The following is a 13,634-nucleotide window of genomic DNA, read 5'->3' as shown; positions in this document are numbered from 1 at the left end:
TCTCACGCGCGTCCGCCGTCCACCGACAGGATCTGTCCGGTGATCCAGGAGGCTTCGAGGCTGAGGAGGAACAGGGCGGCCGCCGCGATATCGTCGGGTGTGCCGAGGCGCCGCATGTGGGTGCCCTTCAAGACCTCGGCCTGCCGCTCGGGGCCGAACGCGTCCCACTGGCGCTCGGTGGAGGGGTTCGACAGGACGAAGCCCGGCGCGACGGAGTTGACGGTGATGCCGGCGGGCCCAAGCTCCAGCGCGAGCTGACGCGTCAGCCCGACGAGCGCGTGCTTGGCCGAGGCATAGGCCTGGATGCCGGTCAGGCTCGGCCGCAGTCCGGCGCCCGAGGAGATCGTGACGATGCGGCCTGCCTCGGACTGTTTCAGGAAGGGCAGGGACGCCTGCGCGCACCAGAGCGCGCTCATCAGGTTGGCGTCGAGGATTGCGGCGAAGTCCTCTTCCGCGATCGTCTCGAGCGGTCGCCCGACCTGGCCCCGCACGCCGCCGGCAGCAGTGACGAGACCGTCGAGGCCGCCCATCGCCGCGGCACTTTCGGCGATGGCGCGCTGCGCGTCCTTGCGCTGGCCGAGGTCGGCGGCGATGCGCGCGGTCGCGCCTTCGACTGCATCGAGGCCGGCGGCGTCGATGTCGAGAACGGCGACACGCGCACCCGAAGCGACGAGATGGGCGGCAATGGCCCGGCCGATGCCCTGCGAGGCGCCGGTCACGACGAAGCGGCGGTCCGCAAGGCTCAGGCGCATGCGGGCAACATCTCGTCGAGAGTGGCGAGCGACTGCTCCCGGCGGCCGGCCTCGAGATCGTGCACGAGTTCGACGAGGCGCGACAGAGCGGGCGTCGCGATGCCGTGACGCCCCCCGATCGCGACGAGCGGCAGAACCTGCGCGTCGACCTCGGTTTGGCGCTTGCGAACGGCCAGATCGCGCCAGATGCCGGAATGGGTCTTGGCGGTGTGGCGATTGTGCTCGGCCATGGCGGCGACCGAACGCCGTGCGGCCTCGGAGCCCGGCGCTCCGGAAAAGGCGTCGGGGTCGAACCCGTTGAATCCGAGCGGCGCCACGCCTTCGGCCCGTGCAAGGCTCATCACTTCGCTTCCAAGCGTGTCGAAGACGGGAAAGTGCGTTTCGCGTGCGAGGGCGTCGGCCATGGAGTCATGGGTCAAGGCGGTCGCGAAGAGGAGCGCGCCATAGGCGAGCTTGCCCCAGAGATAGCCCCAGATGTTGTCGGTCATCACGGCCTGCGGCTCGACGAGCCGGAAGAGCTCGTGCATTTGCGTCAGGCGAGGCGTCGCGGCGCCGTCGAGTTCGCCGAGCGCCATGGCGGCTCGGTTGCCGTAGAGGATGCGGCCGGGCGCCTGCCAGTCGGCCCCGAAGTTCACGAAGCAGCCCATGGTGCGCGCGGCGCCGAGCCGTTTCGCGATGACGGTCTCGTTGAGCCCGTTCTGGGCCGAGACGACGAAGCCGTCTTGCGCGACGTGCGGGGCGAGCATGTCGAGCGCGGCCTCGGTGTGATGGGCCTTCACGGCCAGAACCGTGCGACGGAAACGGCCCTCGACCTCTGCGGGCGTACAGGCGCGGACGCTCTGGCGGAACGCCTCGACCGGCCCCTCGATCGCCAGCCCGTCGCGGTTCATCGCCTCGACGTGATCGCCTGCGACATCCACCAGGAGAACATCCTGCCCGGCACGTTGAAGATAGGCGCCGAGGACGCCGCCGATCGCACCGGCGCCCCAGATCAGGATCGGCTCGCCGGACCGGTTCAACGCCAGTCTCCGTCCAGAAGCGAGCGCGTTTCCTCGACGCCCACGCGCCAGAGAGCCTCCATCTCGGCGTCGTCGCGCTGATAGTAGCCGCCGTAGTTGCCGTCGCCCACGAGTTCGCGAACGCCTTCGGCAGACCGGTCCTTCAGCCGGTCGAAGTCGGCCATCGGCTTCTGCTCGCCGGGAACGGGCCGTCCGGGCAGGCGGGTCCAGGGGAAGTTCTCCATCCAGGACGCGTGGCTGGCCTTCGGGTCGATCTCCTGCACCTTGGCCCAGGCGCGCGGCGCGTTCCACCAGTTGTGGAAGCGGGCGCGGGCGCCGGGCCGCTCGTCCATCCATTCCATGGTCACCGGCTGCACGGGCGAGTTGCCGCCGTGCCCGTTGACGATGAGGACGCGCCGGAAGCCGCTGCGGTAGAGGCTGTCGAGAATGTCGCGCACCACGGCCATGTAGGTGACCGTGCGCAGGGAGACCGTGCCGGGATAGGCGTTGAAATAGGGCGTCAGGCCATAGGCGAGAACCGGAAAGACCGGCACGCCGAGGGGTTCCGCCGCCTCGGTCGCCATGCGCTCGGCCAGGATCGAATCGACCGACAGGCTGAGATAGGCATGCTGCTCGGTCGAGCCGAGCGGCAGCACGCAGCGGTCGTCATGCTTCAGATAGGCTTCGATCTCGAACCAGTTGCTGTCTTCTATCTTCAACGGAGGCTTCCTCGATGCTGGGCGTCTCGCGCCGCGCCTTCATGGCCGGCAGGAGTTCGGTTCGGATCGCGTGGGGATCGGGGGTGTGGCGGTATTCGATGGCCCTCTGACCGGCCGACAGGCGCTCGCGCAGGCTCTCGGCCCCGGTGGCGAAGATCAGCACCTCGCACCGGTCGAGGACCTCGTCGATCTCGGGCGCATCCCACAGGCACGCGTCGGTCGCCGAGACGTGCGGAGCGAAGCGCAGGATGCCGGCGCGCATGAGCGCCAGGAATTCGGCGAAATACGAGACCACGGCGACGCGCGCCTCGGGCGCGATCCGCGCCAGCTCGATGCGCGTCGTTTCGGTCGGGATGAAGGTCATGCCGACCACAGGCAGGCCCGGAAAGAGGCGTTGCGCTTCGGCGCGCACGTTGAGCGGCGTCACCACGAGATCGATGCCCGCGGGCCGCGTGTCCTGCGCGTCGCGCAGCGTTGCGGCCAGCACCTCGTCCCGCTCCGGCAGGTGCGTGCGCAGAACCGCCGCGTAGCTTTGCGTCGCTTCCGGAAAGATGCCGAGCATCAGGATGCGCAGGGCTCGCGGGCGCGCCCGCGCGTTGGCGACGCGCAGCAGGAGCTCCTGGCGATCGAGCCCGAGCCCTTCCGCCAGTTCGACGAGATCCTCGATCCGTGTCTGGAGCAGGCGATGGGCGTCTCCGCCACCCGCCGCGGGGGTGGCGCCCCTCGTGACGAAGCTGCCGGCGCCGACACGCCCTTCCATCAGCCCCGAAGCGCGGAGGGCGGCATAGGCGCCCGACACCGTGACCGGCGATACGCCGAGGCGGGCCGCGAGCGCGCGCACGGACGGCAACTGGGAACCGGCCGGCAGGTCGCCCGACGCGATGCCGTATTCCAGGGCGCCGCGAAGCTGGACGCTGACCGGCACCGACAGGCCACGGTCGATCGCTGCCGCGATGCGGTTTGCCACCTGTTCCAACTGCGTGTCGAGATTGCTCATGTATGTATCAGTGCACCATTACATCGGCGGCATCAAGCCGGATTAAAGCTCTAGAATTGTGCAGTTGCAGCATAAATCTGGCGTAAATTTGGACTTGACCGGCGCTGGAAACGCTCCCTAGTGTTATGGCATAATATAACACTCAAGGGGTTCGCCGGCATGTCACGCAAGTTCCTGCACGCTTCGATCGCCACGCTCGCGCTGATGATGGCCGCGCCCTTGGCGGCCGAGGCCCAGACGCTGACGATCGGCGTCCGGGCCGGCCCCGATTCGATCGACCCGCACTGGTCGACGCTCGGCAGCCAGGCCGAAACGCTTCGCCATGTCTTCGACACGCTGGTCGGCGTCGACAACAACCTGCAGCTCCAGCCGGCCATCGCCACGTCGTGGACCCCGACGGGCGAGGATACGTGGGAGTTCAAGATCCGCGACGGCGTCAAATTCCACAATGGCGAGCCGTTGACCGCCGAAGACGTGAAGTTCTCGATTGAGCGCATTCCGCAGGTCACCGGCCCCATGTCGACGACGATCTACACCAAGCGTGTGAAGTCGGTGGAGGTCGTCGATCCGTATACACTGCGCGTCACGACCAATGGCACCGCACCGTCGCTGCCCAACGACTTCATCCGCCTCTTCATCGTGCCGAAGTCCACCGGCGAGGCCAAGAACGACGCGTTCAACTCCGGCGCCAAGGCGATCGGGTCGGGACCCTACAAGTTCGTGTCCTGGACGCCCAAGGGCGATTTCGTCGCCGAGCGCAACGAGGATTACTGGGGCGAGAAGCCCCACTGGCAGCGCGTGGTGCGCCGTGAGATCCCCGACGACGCCGCCCGCGTCGCAGCCCTGCGCTCGGGCGGCGTCGACCTGATCAACTATGTCCCGGCGAGCGACTACCAGGCGATCAAGGGCGACGGAAGCATGGAGACGTTCATCTCCGACTCGCTCTACATCCTGAACGTTCAGCCCGTTCAGGGGGCGACCCTGCCCCAGAAGGTGAAGGTCGACGGCAAGGAAGTCGATGCCAACCCGTTCGCCGACCTCAAGGTGCGCACCGCGCTCGACAAGGCGATCGACCGCAAGACGCTGGTGCGCGTCGTCCTGGAAGGTCTCGGCAAGCCGGCGAACCAGCTGATGCCGGAGGGTTTCTTCGGCTACTCCACCGAACTCTCCGAGCCCACATACGATCTCAAGGGCGCCAAGGCGCTTCTTGCCGAGGCCGGATATCCCAACGGCTTCGAGTTCGACTTCACCTGCACCAACAACCGCGTGCCGGGCGACTCGGTGGTGTGCGAGGCGCTCGCCCAGATGTGGTCGCGGGCCGGCCTCAAGGTGAATGCCAACGCCCTGAACGGCACGGTCTTCTTCCCCGCCTCGCAGCGCGGCGACTACTCGGTCCAGATGTCGGCCTGGGGCACGATCACGGGCGAGGCGTCCTACACCTACGGATCGATGGTCCACACCGCCGACAAGGCGTTGGGCCTTGGCGCCTTCAACCGCACGGGATACTCCAACAAGGCGTTCGACACGCTCTTCGAGGAGGGCCAGCGCACACTGGACGACGAGAAGCGCCGCAAGATCTTCGAGGAGACGTCGAAGATCGCCATGGAAGATCGCGCCCTGATCCCGACCGTGATCCTGCAGACGGTGTGGGCCGCCAAGGCCGATACGGTCGATTTCCAGCCGCGCGTCGACCAGGAGACCCTGGCCTACCTGATCAAGCCGGCGAAGTAAGATCCGCATTCCCGGCGCTGCGCGACGCGCAGTGCCGGGTTTCATTCCCCTCGACAAAAGGTCCGCGATGGCCGGCTTCGTCCTCCAGCGCCTTTTCCAGGCCGTTATCGTCGTCTTCGCCATGTCGATCATCGTGTTCGTGGGCGTCTACGCCATCGGCAACCCGATCGACGTCCTGATCGACCCGGGCGCCGATCAGGCGACGCGCGCGGCGCTGATCGCGCAATACGGTCTCGACCTGCCGCTCTGGCGCCAGTATGCGAACTTCCTCGCCGGCGTTGCCACCGGCGATCTCGGCCGCAGCCTGATCTACAACGTGCCGGTGGTGGATCTCATCTTCTCGCGCCTGCCGGCGACGCTGGAACTCGTCCTCGTCTCGGTCGCGATCGCGACCGGCGTCGGCGTGCCGCTCGGCCTCTATGCCGGCTACCGGCCGGAATCGGTGCCCGCCAAGGCGATCATGGCCTTCTCGGTGCTCGGCTTCTCCGTGCCGACCTTCTGGATCGGCATGATCCTCATCATGACCTTCGCGGTCGAACTCGGCGTCCTGCCGTCCGGCGGGCGCGGCGCGGTCGGCTCGCTCTTCGGCATCCCCACCTCGCTCGCCACCGCGGATGGCTGGAGCCACGTGATCCTCCCGGCGATCAACCTGTCGCTCTTCAACATGGGCCTGATGATCCGCCTGACGCGCGCCGGCATGGTGGAGGCGATGGGCGCCGAGTACGTGCGTTTTGCCCGCGCGCAGGGCCTCTCGGAAGGGCGCATCGTGCGCTCGCACGTCCTCAAGAACATCTCGATCCCGCTGGTCACCGTGTTCGGCCTCGAGCTTGGCTCGACGCTCGCCTTCGCGGTGGTCACGGAGAGCGTTTTCAACTGGCCGGGCGTGGGCAAGCTGATCATCGATTCCATCCTCCAACTCGACCGCCCCGTCATGGTCGCCTACCTCGTGCTCGTCGTGATCCTCTTCGTGCTGATCAACTTCACGGTCGACCTCGTCTACGCACGGCTCGACCCGCGCGTGCGGCTGGGCGGGGGAGCGAGCGAATGAGCGTCGCCGCCATCGCCCCGCCCGCCGAGACCCGCACCCTGCGCCTTCGCCAGATCTGGAGCGACTACCGCCGCTCGCCGGTGGCGGTGCTGGCCCTCGTCGTGATCGCACTGCTGCTGGTCGCCGCCTTCGGCGCGCCCTGGCTGACGCCTCAGGACCCCTACGACATGGCGGCGCTGGACTGGGCGGACGCCTTCCTGCCGCCGGGCGAGGTCGGATCGGGCGAATACGTGCACTGGCTCGGCACGGACAATGTCGGCCGCGACATGCTGTCCGCCATCCTCTACGGGTTGCGCACGAGCTTCGTGATTGGCCTCACCGCCAACCTTCTGGCGCTCGCCGCCGGCGTCGTGGTCGGCCTCAGCGCCGCCTATTTCGGCGGCCGCTTGGAGGCGCTGCTCATGCGCATCGTCGACCTGCAGCTCTCCATGCCCGCGATCCTGCTCGCGCTCGTGCTGGTGGCCGTGCTCGGGCAGGGCCTCGCGCAGATCATCGTCGCGCTGGTGATCGCGCAATACGCCTATTTCGCCCGCACCACGCACGGCGCGGCATCCGCCGAGCGGCGCAAGGACTATATCGAGGCGGCGCGATCGACGCCGCTTCCCACGAGCCGCGTTCTGTTCCGCCACCTCCTGCCCAACGTCCTGCCGCCGCTGATCGTCGTGGCGAGCGTGCAGGTGGCGAGCGCCATCGCGCTGGAGGCGACGCTCTCCTTCCTGGGCGTCGGCCTCCCCCTCACCGAACCCTCGCTTGGCTCGCTCATTTCCAATGGCTTCAAGTACATCCATTCCGACCGCCACTGGCTGTCGATCTATCCCGGCGTCGCCCTGATGATCGCGGTGATCGCGATCAACCTCGTGGGCGACCGGGTGCGCCATCTCCTCGATCCGAGGCGCCGCCGATGAGCGCGGCGAGGGAGGCAAGCCCGGCTCTCGACGTTCGGGGCCTTGTGACACGCTTCGATACGCGCGCGGGTCCGCTGACGGCGGTGAACGGCGTCAGCTTCCGCGTCGAGCGCGGCCGCATCCTCGGCCTCGTGGGCGAGAGCGGATCGGGCAAGAGCGTGACCGGTTTCTCGATCATAGGCCTCGTGGACGAGCCGGGGGAGGTCTCCAGCGGCGAGGTGCGCGTCGAGGGCGTCGACATGCGCGCCCTCTCGAAGCCTGAGCAGCGCCGCATGCGCGGCAACCGCGTCGCCATGGTCTTCCAGGACCCGATGATGACGCTGAACCCGGTTCTGACGATCGGCGATCAGATGCGCATGGCGGTGCTCGCCCATGCCAGGGTCTCGAAGGCGGAGGCGACCGAGCGGTCCCGCCGGGCGTTGGAGACGGTCGGCATCCCTTCACCGGCCGAGCGCCTGCGCGCCTATCCACACCAGCTCTCGGGCGGCATGCGCCAGCGCGTGGCCATCGCCATCGCCCTCCTGCACAAGCCCGCCGTGATCATCGCCGACGAGCCGACCACCGCGCTCGACGTGTCGATCCAAGGGCAGATCCTCGCCGAAATCCGGCGTCTCGCCGATGAAACCGGCACGGCGGTGGTCTGGATCACGCACGATCTGGCCGTCGTCTCCAGCCTCGCGGACGACATCTGCGTCATGTATGCGGGCCGGATCGTCGAGCGCGGGCCTGCCGAGGCCGTGATCGCGACGCCGCGCCACCCCTACACGCGCGGCCTCATCGATTCGGTTCCGGGGGAGACGGAGCCGGGCGAGCGTCTGCCGCAGATCCCGGGCTCGACTCCCTCTCTCGCCAATCTTCCCAAGGGCTGCCCCTTCCAGCCGCGCTGCGTGCGACGCTCCGACCAGTGTCGTTCGGAGCCGCCGATCCACGAGTTCGGCTCGCAATCCGTTCTCTGCCACCATCCGCTGGAGGTCGTCGCATGAGGGCGGATACGCTTCTCGAACTGTCGGGCGTGTCCAAACGCTTCACCCGTCACCCCGGTCTTGGCGAGCGCCTCGCCGGGGCGTTCCGAGGTGGGGCGAAGCCCGTGGTCGTGCGCGCCGTCAACGAGGTCGATCTGTCCGTCAGCCGGGGCGAGGTGGTCGGCATCGTCGGCGAGTCCGGATGCGGCAAGTCCACGCTCGGGCGCATGGTGTCGGGCATCACCGTGCCGAGCGAAGGGCAGCTCGCCTTCGAGGGCGGGCCCGTCGCGATCGAACATCGCGGCCAGATCTCGAAGGTCACGACGCGTGTCCAGATGATCCACCAGGACCCTTTCGCCTCCCTCAACCCGCGCCGCTCCGTTGGCGACACGATCGGGGAAGGGCCGAAGCTCCACGGGATCGTGCCGTCGCGCGACGCCAGGACCTATGTGCGAGAACTCCTGTCGCAGGTCGGCCTCGATGCCGACTATGCCGACCGGCTGCCGCATCAGTTCTCGGGCGGCCAGCGCCAGCGCGTGGCGATCGCCCGGGCGCTGGCCATGCGCCCCGACCTCCTGGTTCTGGATGAGCCGGTCGCCTCGCTCGACGTGTCGATCCAGGCGCAGGTGCTGAATCTGTTCCAGGACCTGCGCGCCTCGCTCGGCCTCACCGCGCTCTTCGTCAGCCACGATCTCGGCGTGGTGCGCCATGTCAGCGACCGGGTCGCGATCATGTATCTCGGCCGCATCGTGGAACTGGCTTCGGTGAAGGCGATCTATTCCGAGCCTCTGCACCCCTACACCCAGGCGCTCTTCGAGAGCGTGCCGCGCATCGGTGCGGGCCGTGCACGCTTCCGGCCGATCCGGGGCGAGATTCCCTCGCCGATCGCCCCTCCGCCCGGCTGCACGTTCCATCCGCGCTGCCCGCACGCCGGCCCGCGCTGCCGCGTCGAAGTGCCCAAGCTGAAGGAGGCGGCGCGGGGTCATCGCGCCGCCTGTCACCTGCATGACGGTGGAACGGGAGGAGCAGCATGAGCCGCGCGAGCGAGGTCCTGGCCGAAGAGATCGGTGCAATCAACGACATCCTGTGTGCCGTCGCCCTGCTTCAGTGGGACAACCGCACGATGATGCCGACGGGCGGCGCCCAGACGCGCGGGCAGCAGATCGCGACGCTGAAGGGACTCGCGCGCGATCGCCTCATGTCGACCGCGACCCGGCGGGCGGTCGACGGCCTCCTCATCGAAACGGAGGGGTGGGCTGACGACGACCTGAGCCGCCGCGCGGCGCTCACCGTCCAGGCCGCCATCGCTCACCATGAACGCGTCGACGGCGCCATGCTGCGACGCCAGGCCGAACTTGGCCCCGTGGCCGGGGCGGCCTGGGCGAAGGCGCGCGAGACCAATGATTTCGCGTTGTTTCTTCCCTATCTCACCGAAAGCGTCGCGCTCGCCCGCGAGAGCGCGGAGGCGATCGGCCATGACGGCCACCCCTATAGCGCCATGGTCGCGCTCTACGAGCCCGGAGAAACCGCCGGCTCGATCAAGGCATTCTTCTCCACCCTGCGCGCCGGCATCCTTCCGATCCTGGACGCGGCGCGGGGGCGGGCGCGCGACGACCTGTTCGACCGGCGCTTTCCCGTCGAGGCGCAGCGCGCGCTATGCCGCGAATTCGCCGAGCTGACCGGCTACGACTTCGGGCGCGGCCGGATCGACACGGCCGTGCACCCTTTCGAGATTTCGCTGACGCGAAGCGACGTGCGCATCACGACGCGCTACCGCGAAGAATTCCTGCCTGGCGCTCTCTTCGGAACGATGCACGAGGCGGGCCACGGGCTCTACGAGCAGAACGTCTCGCCGAATCTGACCCGCACGGTCTTTGCGACCGACCTGATCCTCCTCTACGCGGTCGGTGGCACGAGCTTTGGCGCGCACGAATCGCAATCGCGACTGTGGGAGAACCATGTCGGCCGCTCTCTTCCCTTCTGGCAGCGCAATCTTCCACGCCTGAAGTCGCATTTCCCGGGTCTTGTCGATGACGTGTCGCCCGAGCGCTTCACCCGCGCCGTCAATTATGTCGAACCGGGCTTCATTCGCGTCGAGGCGGACGAGCTCACCTATGATCTTCATGTCATGCTGCGCGCCGAGATCGAGGCTGCCCTGATGGATGGCTCGCTGCTGCCGTGCGATCTGCCCGGAGCCTGGAACGAGGCGGTCCGCCGCGACCTCGGCTTGGAAGTGCCGGACGACCGGCGCGGCTGCCTGCAGGACGTCCACTGGTCTTCGGGCTATTTCGGCTCCTTCCCCACCTACACGATCGGCAACGTCATGGCCGCCCAGCTCATGGAAGCCCTGCGCGCGAAGGACCCCGGTCTCGACGAGGGTTTGACGGAGGGTGACTATGGCCGGCTGCGCGACCATCTGACGAATGCCGTCTGCCGGCATGGCCGCTCGCGGTCTCGCGACGAGATCCTGCGCGAGGCGACGGGCGAGGCGCTGACGCCCGGGCCATACTTGCGCTATCTCGAAGCGAAGTTCGCGGACCCTGATCGCTGATGGGATGGTCCGCGTCCTGACGGCGCGGCGCGGTCAGCCCCATCCTGATCGCCTTCACCGGGGAGAGCCGTCACGACACAGGTCGCAGCCGTCGGCATCGGCATCGGCCCCCTCCCATCATCGAGAAATCGTGCCCGAAAAGTCTCGCGCAGTCCGAACCCGTTTCACGGGTCGGGACCAACCGTCTCCCGTCCGACCACAGCAAAGGGTCGGGTCGCAAGGCGAGACGATTCAGACGGAAGCCATCGGCAACAGGCCACGCCTGGTCGATCAGGCCGGTCGCGACCGGATCTTGTCTGGGGTGAACAGCCCAGCGAAATCCGCAAGGATCTGGGCATAGTCCTCGACATCGAACTCGTAGGGGAGTTCGAGACGCAGTTCCGAGACGAAGGGCAGAACGGGGTCGCGCGCGAGTTCGTCCAGGATGGCCTCGCAGGAGCCGACGATGTCGGGGCGGAACAACGTGCGGCGACTTCCCTGGGGCGTCAGCGTGCGCTCTTGGCGCGAGGCGGCGAAGGCTTGGAAACGCCGACGCGTCGCGGGCGAGGCGCCGTCGGTCGGCAGGATGACCCGTCCGAGCGCGACCCGAGGCAGGCGTCCCCGTGACCATTCGCGGCGGAAGCGGTCGACCAGGGCCATCTGCGCGATGGCGAAATCATCCGTGCCCTCGCCGCTGACGATGTTGCCGGTCAGAAGATGGAAGCCCGCAGCCCCCGCCCAGGCGGCGGAGGCCTGCGAGCCGCCGCCATACCAGAGGCGCTCGGTCAGGCCCGGGGCGTGCGGTCGAAGGCGCGGCAGTTGCGCGCCGGCCGCGTTGCCGCTGAGAGGCTCCCGAGACAGGGGTTCGCCGGAGAGGGCGCGGGCCAGCCGCTCGGCCCGCCCGTGGCCGTAATCCGCGCCCTCCGCCGGATCGACATAACCCGAGATCAGGGACGCGAAGGGGGGCGGGCCGACGGACACGCCGACCTGGAGCCGCCCGCCCGACAGGACATCGACGGTCGACAGGTCTTCGGCCAGACGAAACGGGTTCTCGTAGCCGAGCTGAATGACGGCCGTCCCGAGGCCAATGCGCGTCGTGCGTTGCGTGGCGGCGGCCAGAAACGTGGCGGCGGAGGAGACGCCGCGCTCCAGATGGCGCTGGCGCACCCAGGCGCTGGCGTAACCCAAGGTCTCGCCAAGCGCGAAAAGGCCGAGCGTGTCGTCCAGGCCGCGCCGCGGGTCCTCGTCCTCGTAATTGCCGGGGACGAGAAAGGCGACATGCTCGATATGGGACAGGGGCATGAAGGGGCGTTCCGAGATTATTCGGCGGCCAGCGGAAGGGGGAAGCGGGCGAGGCGCGCGAGAATGACCCGCTCCTGCTCGGCTTTGATGCGGGAGGCTTCGATCACGGCCGCGTCCGGCGTGGCGCTGGGCTGGCGCGGGCTGGAGCGGCCGGGCTCGCCCGCGCGCGCGCCGATCCGCTTCTCGAAGGGTAGAACCCGGTAAAGGGCGGGGTCCACCGCCTGATCGAAGAGCGGGCGATAGCCGAGCGAGAGATAGAGCGAGACGGCTTCCGGCTGGCGGAACCCCGTCGTCAGGAAGGCGCGGGTGTAGCCGAGCGCGCCCGCCTCCGCTTCCAGCGCCAGAACGATGCGCCGCGCCAGACCCTGCCGGCGCAGGTCGGGATGGGTCCAGATGCGCTTCAGCTCCACGGTTTCGTCATCATGGCTCATGAACGCGCCGCCGCCGATCGTCCATTCGCCGTGCCGCAGCAGGAGAAATGCGCCAAGGGGCGGCGCGAAGGCCTCCGGCGGGTAACGATCGACCTCCGCCCTCGGATCGGCGCGCCCCTGCGAACCATAGCGAAGGATAGACTCGGCCACGAGCCCGTCGAGAACGGGCCGCGCCTCCGGGGCGAGCGGGCTGGAAGCCAGAAGGCGATCGCTCATGGCGCTCGTCTCACGCCGCTGCGCGCAGGGATGCCGCCGCGATCAGCTCGATCGAGCGCAGCCGCTGAACGGGGTCGGCCACCGGGCAGTCCAGAATGAATTCACGGATGCCATGACGGCGCGCGAGATCGGCGAGCTCGGCATGAACGTCGTCCGGCGTGCCGGCGAGGACATGGGGACGACGTTCCTCGACCTTGACGGGCTTGGCGCCATACTGACGCGCATAGGCCTCGACGGCGTCGAGACTGCCGAGATTGACGGCGTGACCGTCGGAGAGATGCAGCTTGAAGATGCGCTGGGCTGCGGCGGCGCGCGCCTCCTCGCGCGTCGGTGCGGCAAAGGCCGCAACGGCGAGGATCGGCTCCGGGCCGCCCTGCCGGGCACGCGCGAGGCTGCGCTCGGTCGCCGGCGCGTCGCCGTCGTGATGGCCGGCATGGACGAAGCCCCAGCCGAGTTCCGCCGCCAGCGCGGCGCTCGCTTCGCTCGCACCCAGAAGAAAGCGCTCGGGCGCAACGGCGGCGCGCGGCAGCGCCTCGGCGCCGGCCAGGGGGTGCCCCTCCGGCGCGGGGCCGCGCAGGAACAGGTCGAGATCGCGCAGCTTGGCCTCGAAGGGCCGGCGCGGCGCGGCGAGCTCGCTTTGCAGCGCGCGCGTGCCGAACGGCAACCCGCCCGGCGCCTTGCCGATGCCCAGATCCACCCGGCCGGGCGCGAGCGTCGAGAGGACGCCGAAGAGCTCGGCCACCTTGTAGGGGCTGTAATGCTGGAGCAGAACGCCGCCCGTGCCGACGCGAATGCGCTTCGTGCGGGCCAGAAGATGCGTGGCGAGAATCTCCGGCGCGGCGCTCGCCAGGGCATCCGTGCCATGATGCTCGGCGACCCAGAAGCGGTGATAGCTGAGCCGGTCGGCAAGGCTTGCATAGGCAAGGCTCGTCGCCAATGCTTCGGCCGGAGAGGTGGCGACGGGGCTCTTGTCGAGAAGGCTGAGACGATAGGTCATGCAAGGGGCCTCGCAAGCGGGAGCATCGGGTCGATCGAAAAGTGGG

13 protein-coding genes are annotated in these 13,634 nt (G+C 68.5%); 6 read left to right on the top strand and 7 right to left on the bottom strand.

Annotated features, from left to right (window positions below; translation table 11 throughout):
* Positions 1 to 2: 2 nt before the first annotated feature.
* From B146_RS0115315 to B146_RS0115300, 4 genes are read right to left on the bottom strand one after another with little or no spacing between them, the layout of a single operon-like run.
* A complete protein-coding gene (locus B146_RS0115315; protein ID WP_019997335.1) occupies positions 3 to 752 on the bottom strand; it encodes an SDR family NAD(P)-dependent oxidoreductase in 750 nt (249 codons plus the stop codon).
* Positions 743 to 1,771: a ketopantoate reductase family protein gene (locus tag B146_RS0115310; RefSeq protein ID WP_019997334.1), complete on the bottom strand. Its 1,029-nt coding sequence runs from the start codon at positions 1,769 to 1,771 to the stop codon at positions 743 to 745. The genes B146_RS0115315 and B146_RS0115310 overlap by 10 nt, the downstream gene beginning before the upstream one ends.
* Positions 1,768 to 2,469, bottom strand: coding sequence for a creatininase family protein (locus B146_RS0115305; protein ID WP_019997333.1), 702 nt, complete (start codon positions 2,467 to 2,469; stop codon positions 1,768 to 1,770). The genes B146_RS0115310 and B146_RS0115305 overlap by 4 nt, the downstream gene beginning before the upstream one ends.
* Entirely contained in the window at positions 2,417 to 3,466 is a 1,050-nt protein-coding gene (locus B146_RS0115300) for a GntR family transcriptional regulator (RefSeq protein WP_019997332.1), read from the bottom strand. The genes B146_RS0115305 and B146_RS0115300 overlap by 53 nt, the downstream gene beginning before the upstream one ends.
* A 159-nt stretch (positions 3,467 to 3,625) precedes the next feature.
* Here B146_RS0115300 and B146_RS0115295 point away from each other — a divergent pair, with 159 nt between their 5' ends.
* From B146_RS0115295 to B146_RS0115270, 6 genes are all read left to right on the top strand, one after another.
* Positions 3,626 to 5,197, top strand: a complete 1,572-nt coding sequence (locus tag B146_RS0115295; RefSeq protein WP_019997331.1) for an ABC transporter substrate-binding protein — start codon at positions 3,626 to 3,628, stop codon at positions 5,195 to 5,197.
* 67 nt (positions 5,198 to 5,264) lie between these two features.
* A complete protein-coding gene (locus tag B146_RS0115290; protein WP_019997330.1) occupies positions 5,265 to 6,245 on the top strand; it encodes an ABC transporter permease in 981 nt (326 codons plus the stop codon).
* Positions 6,242 to 7,150 carry an ABC transporter permease gene (locus B146_RS0115285; protein ID WP_019997329.1) on the top strand — a complete coding sequence of 303 codons (909 nt, stop codon included), beginning with the start codon at positions 6,242 to 6,244 and terminating at the stop codon, positions 7,148 to 7,150. The genes B146_RS0115290 and B146_RS0115285 overlap by 4 nt, the downstream gene beginning before the upstream one ends.
* On the top strand, positions 7,147 to 8,133 hold the full coding sequence (locus tag B146_RS0115280; protein WP_019997328.1) for an ABC transporter ATP-binding protein: 987 nt from the start codon (positions 7,147 to 7,149) through the stop codon (positions 8,131 to 8,133). The genes B146_RS0115285 and B146_RS0115280 overlap by 4 nt, the downstream gene beginning before the upstream one ends.
* On the top strand, positions 8,130 to 9,146 hold the full coding sequence (locus B146_RS0115275; protein WP_019997327.1) for an ABC transporter ATP-binding protein: 1,017 nt from the start codon (positions 8,130 to 8,132) through the stop codon (positions 9,144 to 9,146). Before B146_RS0115280 ends, B146_RS0115275 begins: the two co-directional genes overlap by 4 nt.
* Positions 9,143 to 10,663 carry a carboxypeptidase M32 gene (locus tag B146_RS0115270; RefSeq protein ID WP_019997326.1) on the top strand — a complete coding sequence of 507 codons (1,521 nt, stop codon included), beginning with the start codon at positions 9,143 to 9,145 and terminating at the stop codon, positions 10,661 to 10,663. Before B146_RS0115275 ends, B146_RS0115270 begins: the two co-directional genes overlap by 4 nt.
* Before the next feature lie 270 nt (positions 10,664 to 10,933).
* Here the strand turns inward: B146_RS0115270 and B146_RS0115265 are convergent, their stop codons facing one another.
* Genes B146_RS0115265 through B146_RS0115255 form a run of 3 tightly spaced genes read right to left on the bottom strand, consistent with a single transcriptional unit; the run spans position 10,934 to position 13,588 of the window.
* Positions 10,934 to 11,944 carry an LLM class flavin-dependent oxidoreductase gene (locus tag B146_RS0115265; RefSeq protein ID WP_019997325.1) on the bottom strand — a complete coding sequence of 337 codons (1,011 nt, stop codon included), beginning with the start codon at positions 11,942 to 11,944 and terminating at the stop codon, positions 10,934 to 10,936.
* Positions 11,945 to 11,961: 17 nt separating this feature from the next.
* Complete coding sequence (locus B146_RS0115260) at positions 11,962 to 12,591, bottom strand: GNAT family N-acetyltransferase (RefSeq protein ID WP_019997324.1); 630 nt, start codon at positions 12,589 to 12,591, stop codon at positions 11,962 to 11,964.
* Between the two features lie 10 nt (positions 12,592 to 12,601).
* A complete protein-coding gene (locus B146_RS0115255) occupies positions 12,602 to 13,588 on the bottom strand; it encodes an MsnO8 family LLM class oxidoreductase (protein ID WP_019997323.1) in 987 nt (328 codons plus the stop codon).
* Positions 13,589 to 13,634 lie beyond the last annotated feature (46 nt).

The organism is Aureimonas ureilytica DSM 18598 = NBRC 106430 (genome assembly GCF_000382705.1).
GTDB classification, from domain to species: Bacteria; Pseudomonadota; Alphaproteobacteria; order Rhizobiales; family Rhizobiaceae; genus Aureimonas; species Aureimonas ureilytica.
Note: the sequence above shows the minus strand (reverse complement) of the source record. Positions and strands in the feature narration are given on the sequence as shown.

Bases quoted from the DNA above. Each gene is read 5' to 3' on its own strand.
- B146_RS0115315 (WP_019997335.1), bottom strand. From the start codon at position 752: ATGCGCCTGAGCCTTGCGGACCGCCGCTTCGTCGTGACCGGCGCCTCG.
- B146_RS0115300 (WP_019997332.1), bottom strand. From the start codon at position 3,466: ATGAGCAATCTCGACACGCAGTTGGAACAGGTGGCAAACCGCATCGCG.
- B146_RS0115295 (WP_019997331.1), top strand. From the start codon at position 3,626: ATGTCACGCAAGTTCCTGCACGCTTCGATCGCCACGCTCGCGCTGATG.
- B146_RS0115290 (WP_019997330.1), top strand. From the start codon at position 5,265: ATGGCCGGCTTCGTCCTCCAGCGCCTTTTCCAGGCCGTTATCGTCGTC.
- B146_RS0115285 (WP_019997329.1), top strand. From the start codon at position 6,242: ATGAGCGTCGCCGCCATCGCCCCGCCCGCCGAGACCCGCACCCTGCGC.
- B146_RS0115280 (WP_019997328.1), top strand. From the start codon at position 7,147: ATGAGCGCGGCGAGGGAGGCAAGCCCGGCTCTCGACGTTCGGGGCCTT.
- B146_RS0115275 (WP_019997327.1), top strand. From the start codon at position 8,130: ATGAGGGCGGATACGCTTCTCGAACTGTCGGGCGTGTCCAAACGCTTC.
- B146_RS0115270 (WP_019997326.1), top strand. From the start codon at position 9,143: ATGAGCCGCGCGAGCGAGGTCCTGGCCGAAGAGATCGGTGCAATCAAC.
- B146_RS0115265 (WP_019997325.1), bottom strand. From the start codon at position 11,944: ATGCCCCTGTCCCATATCGAGCATGTCGCCTTTCTCGTCCCCGGCAAT.
- B146_RS0115260 (WP_019997324.1), bottom strand. From the start codon at position 12,591: ATGAGCGATCGCCTTCTGGCTTCCAGCCCGCTCGCCCCGGAGGCGCGG.
- B146_RS0115255 (WP_019997323.1), bottom strand. From the start codon at position 13,588: ATGACCTATCGTCTCAGCCTTCTCGACAAGAGCCCCGTCGCCACCTCT.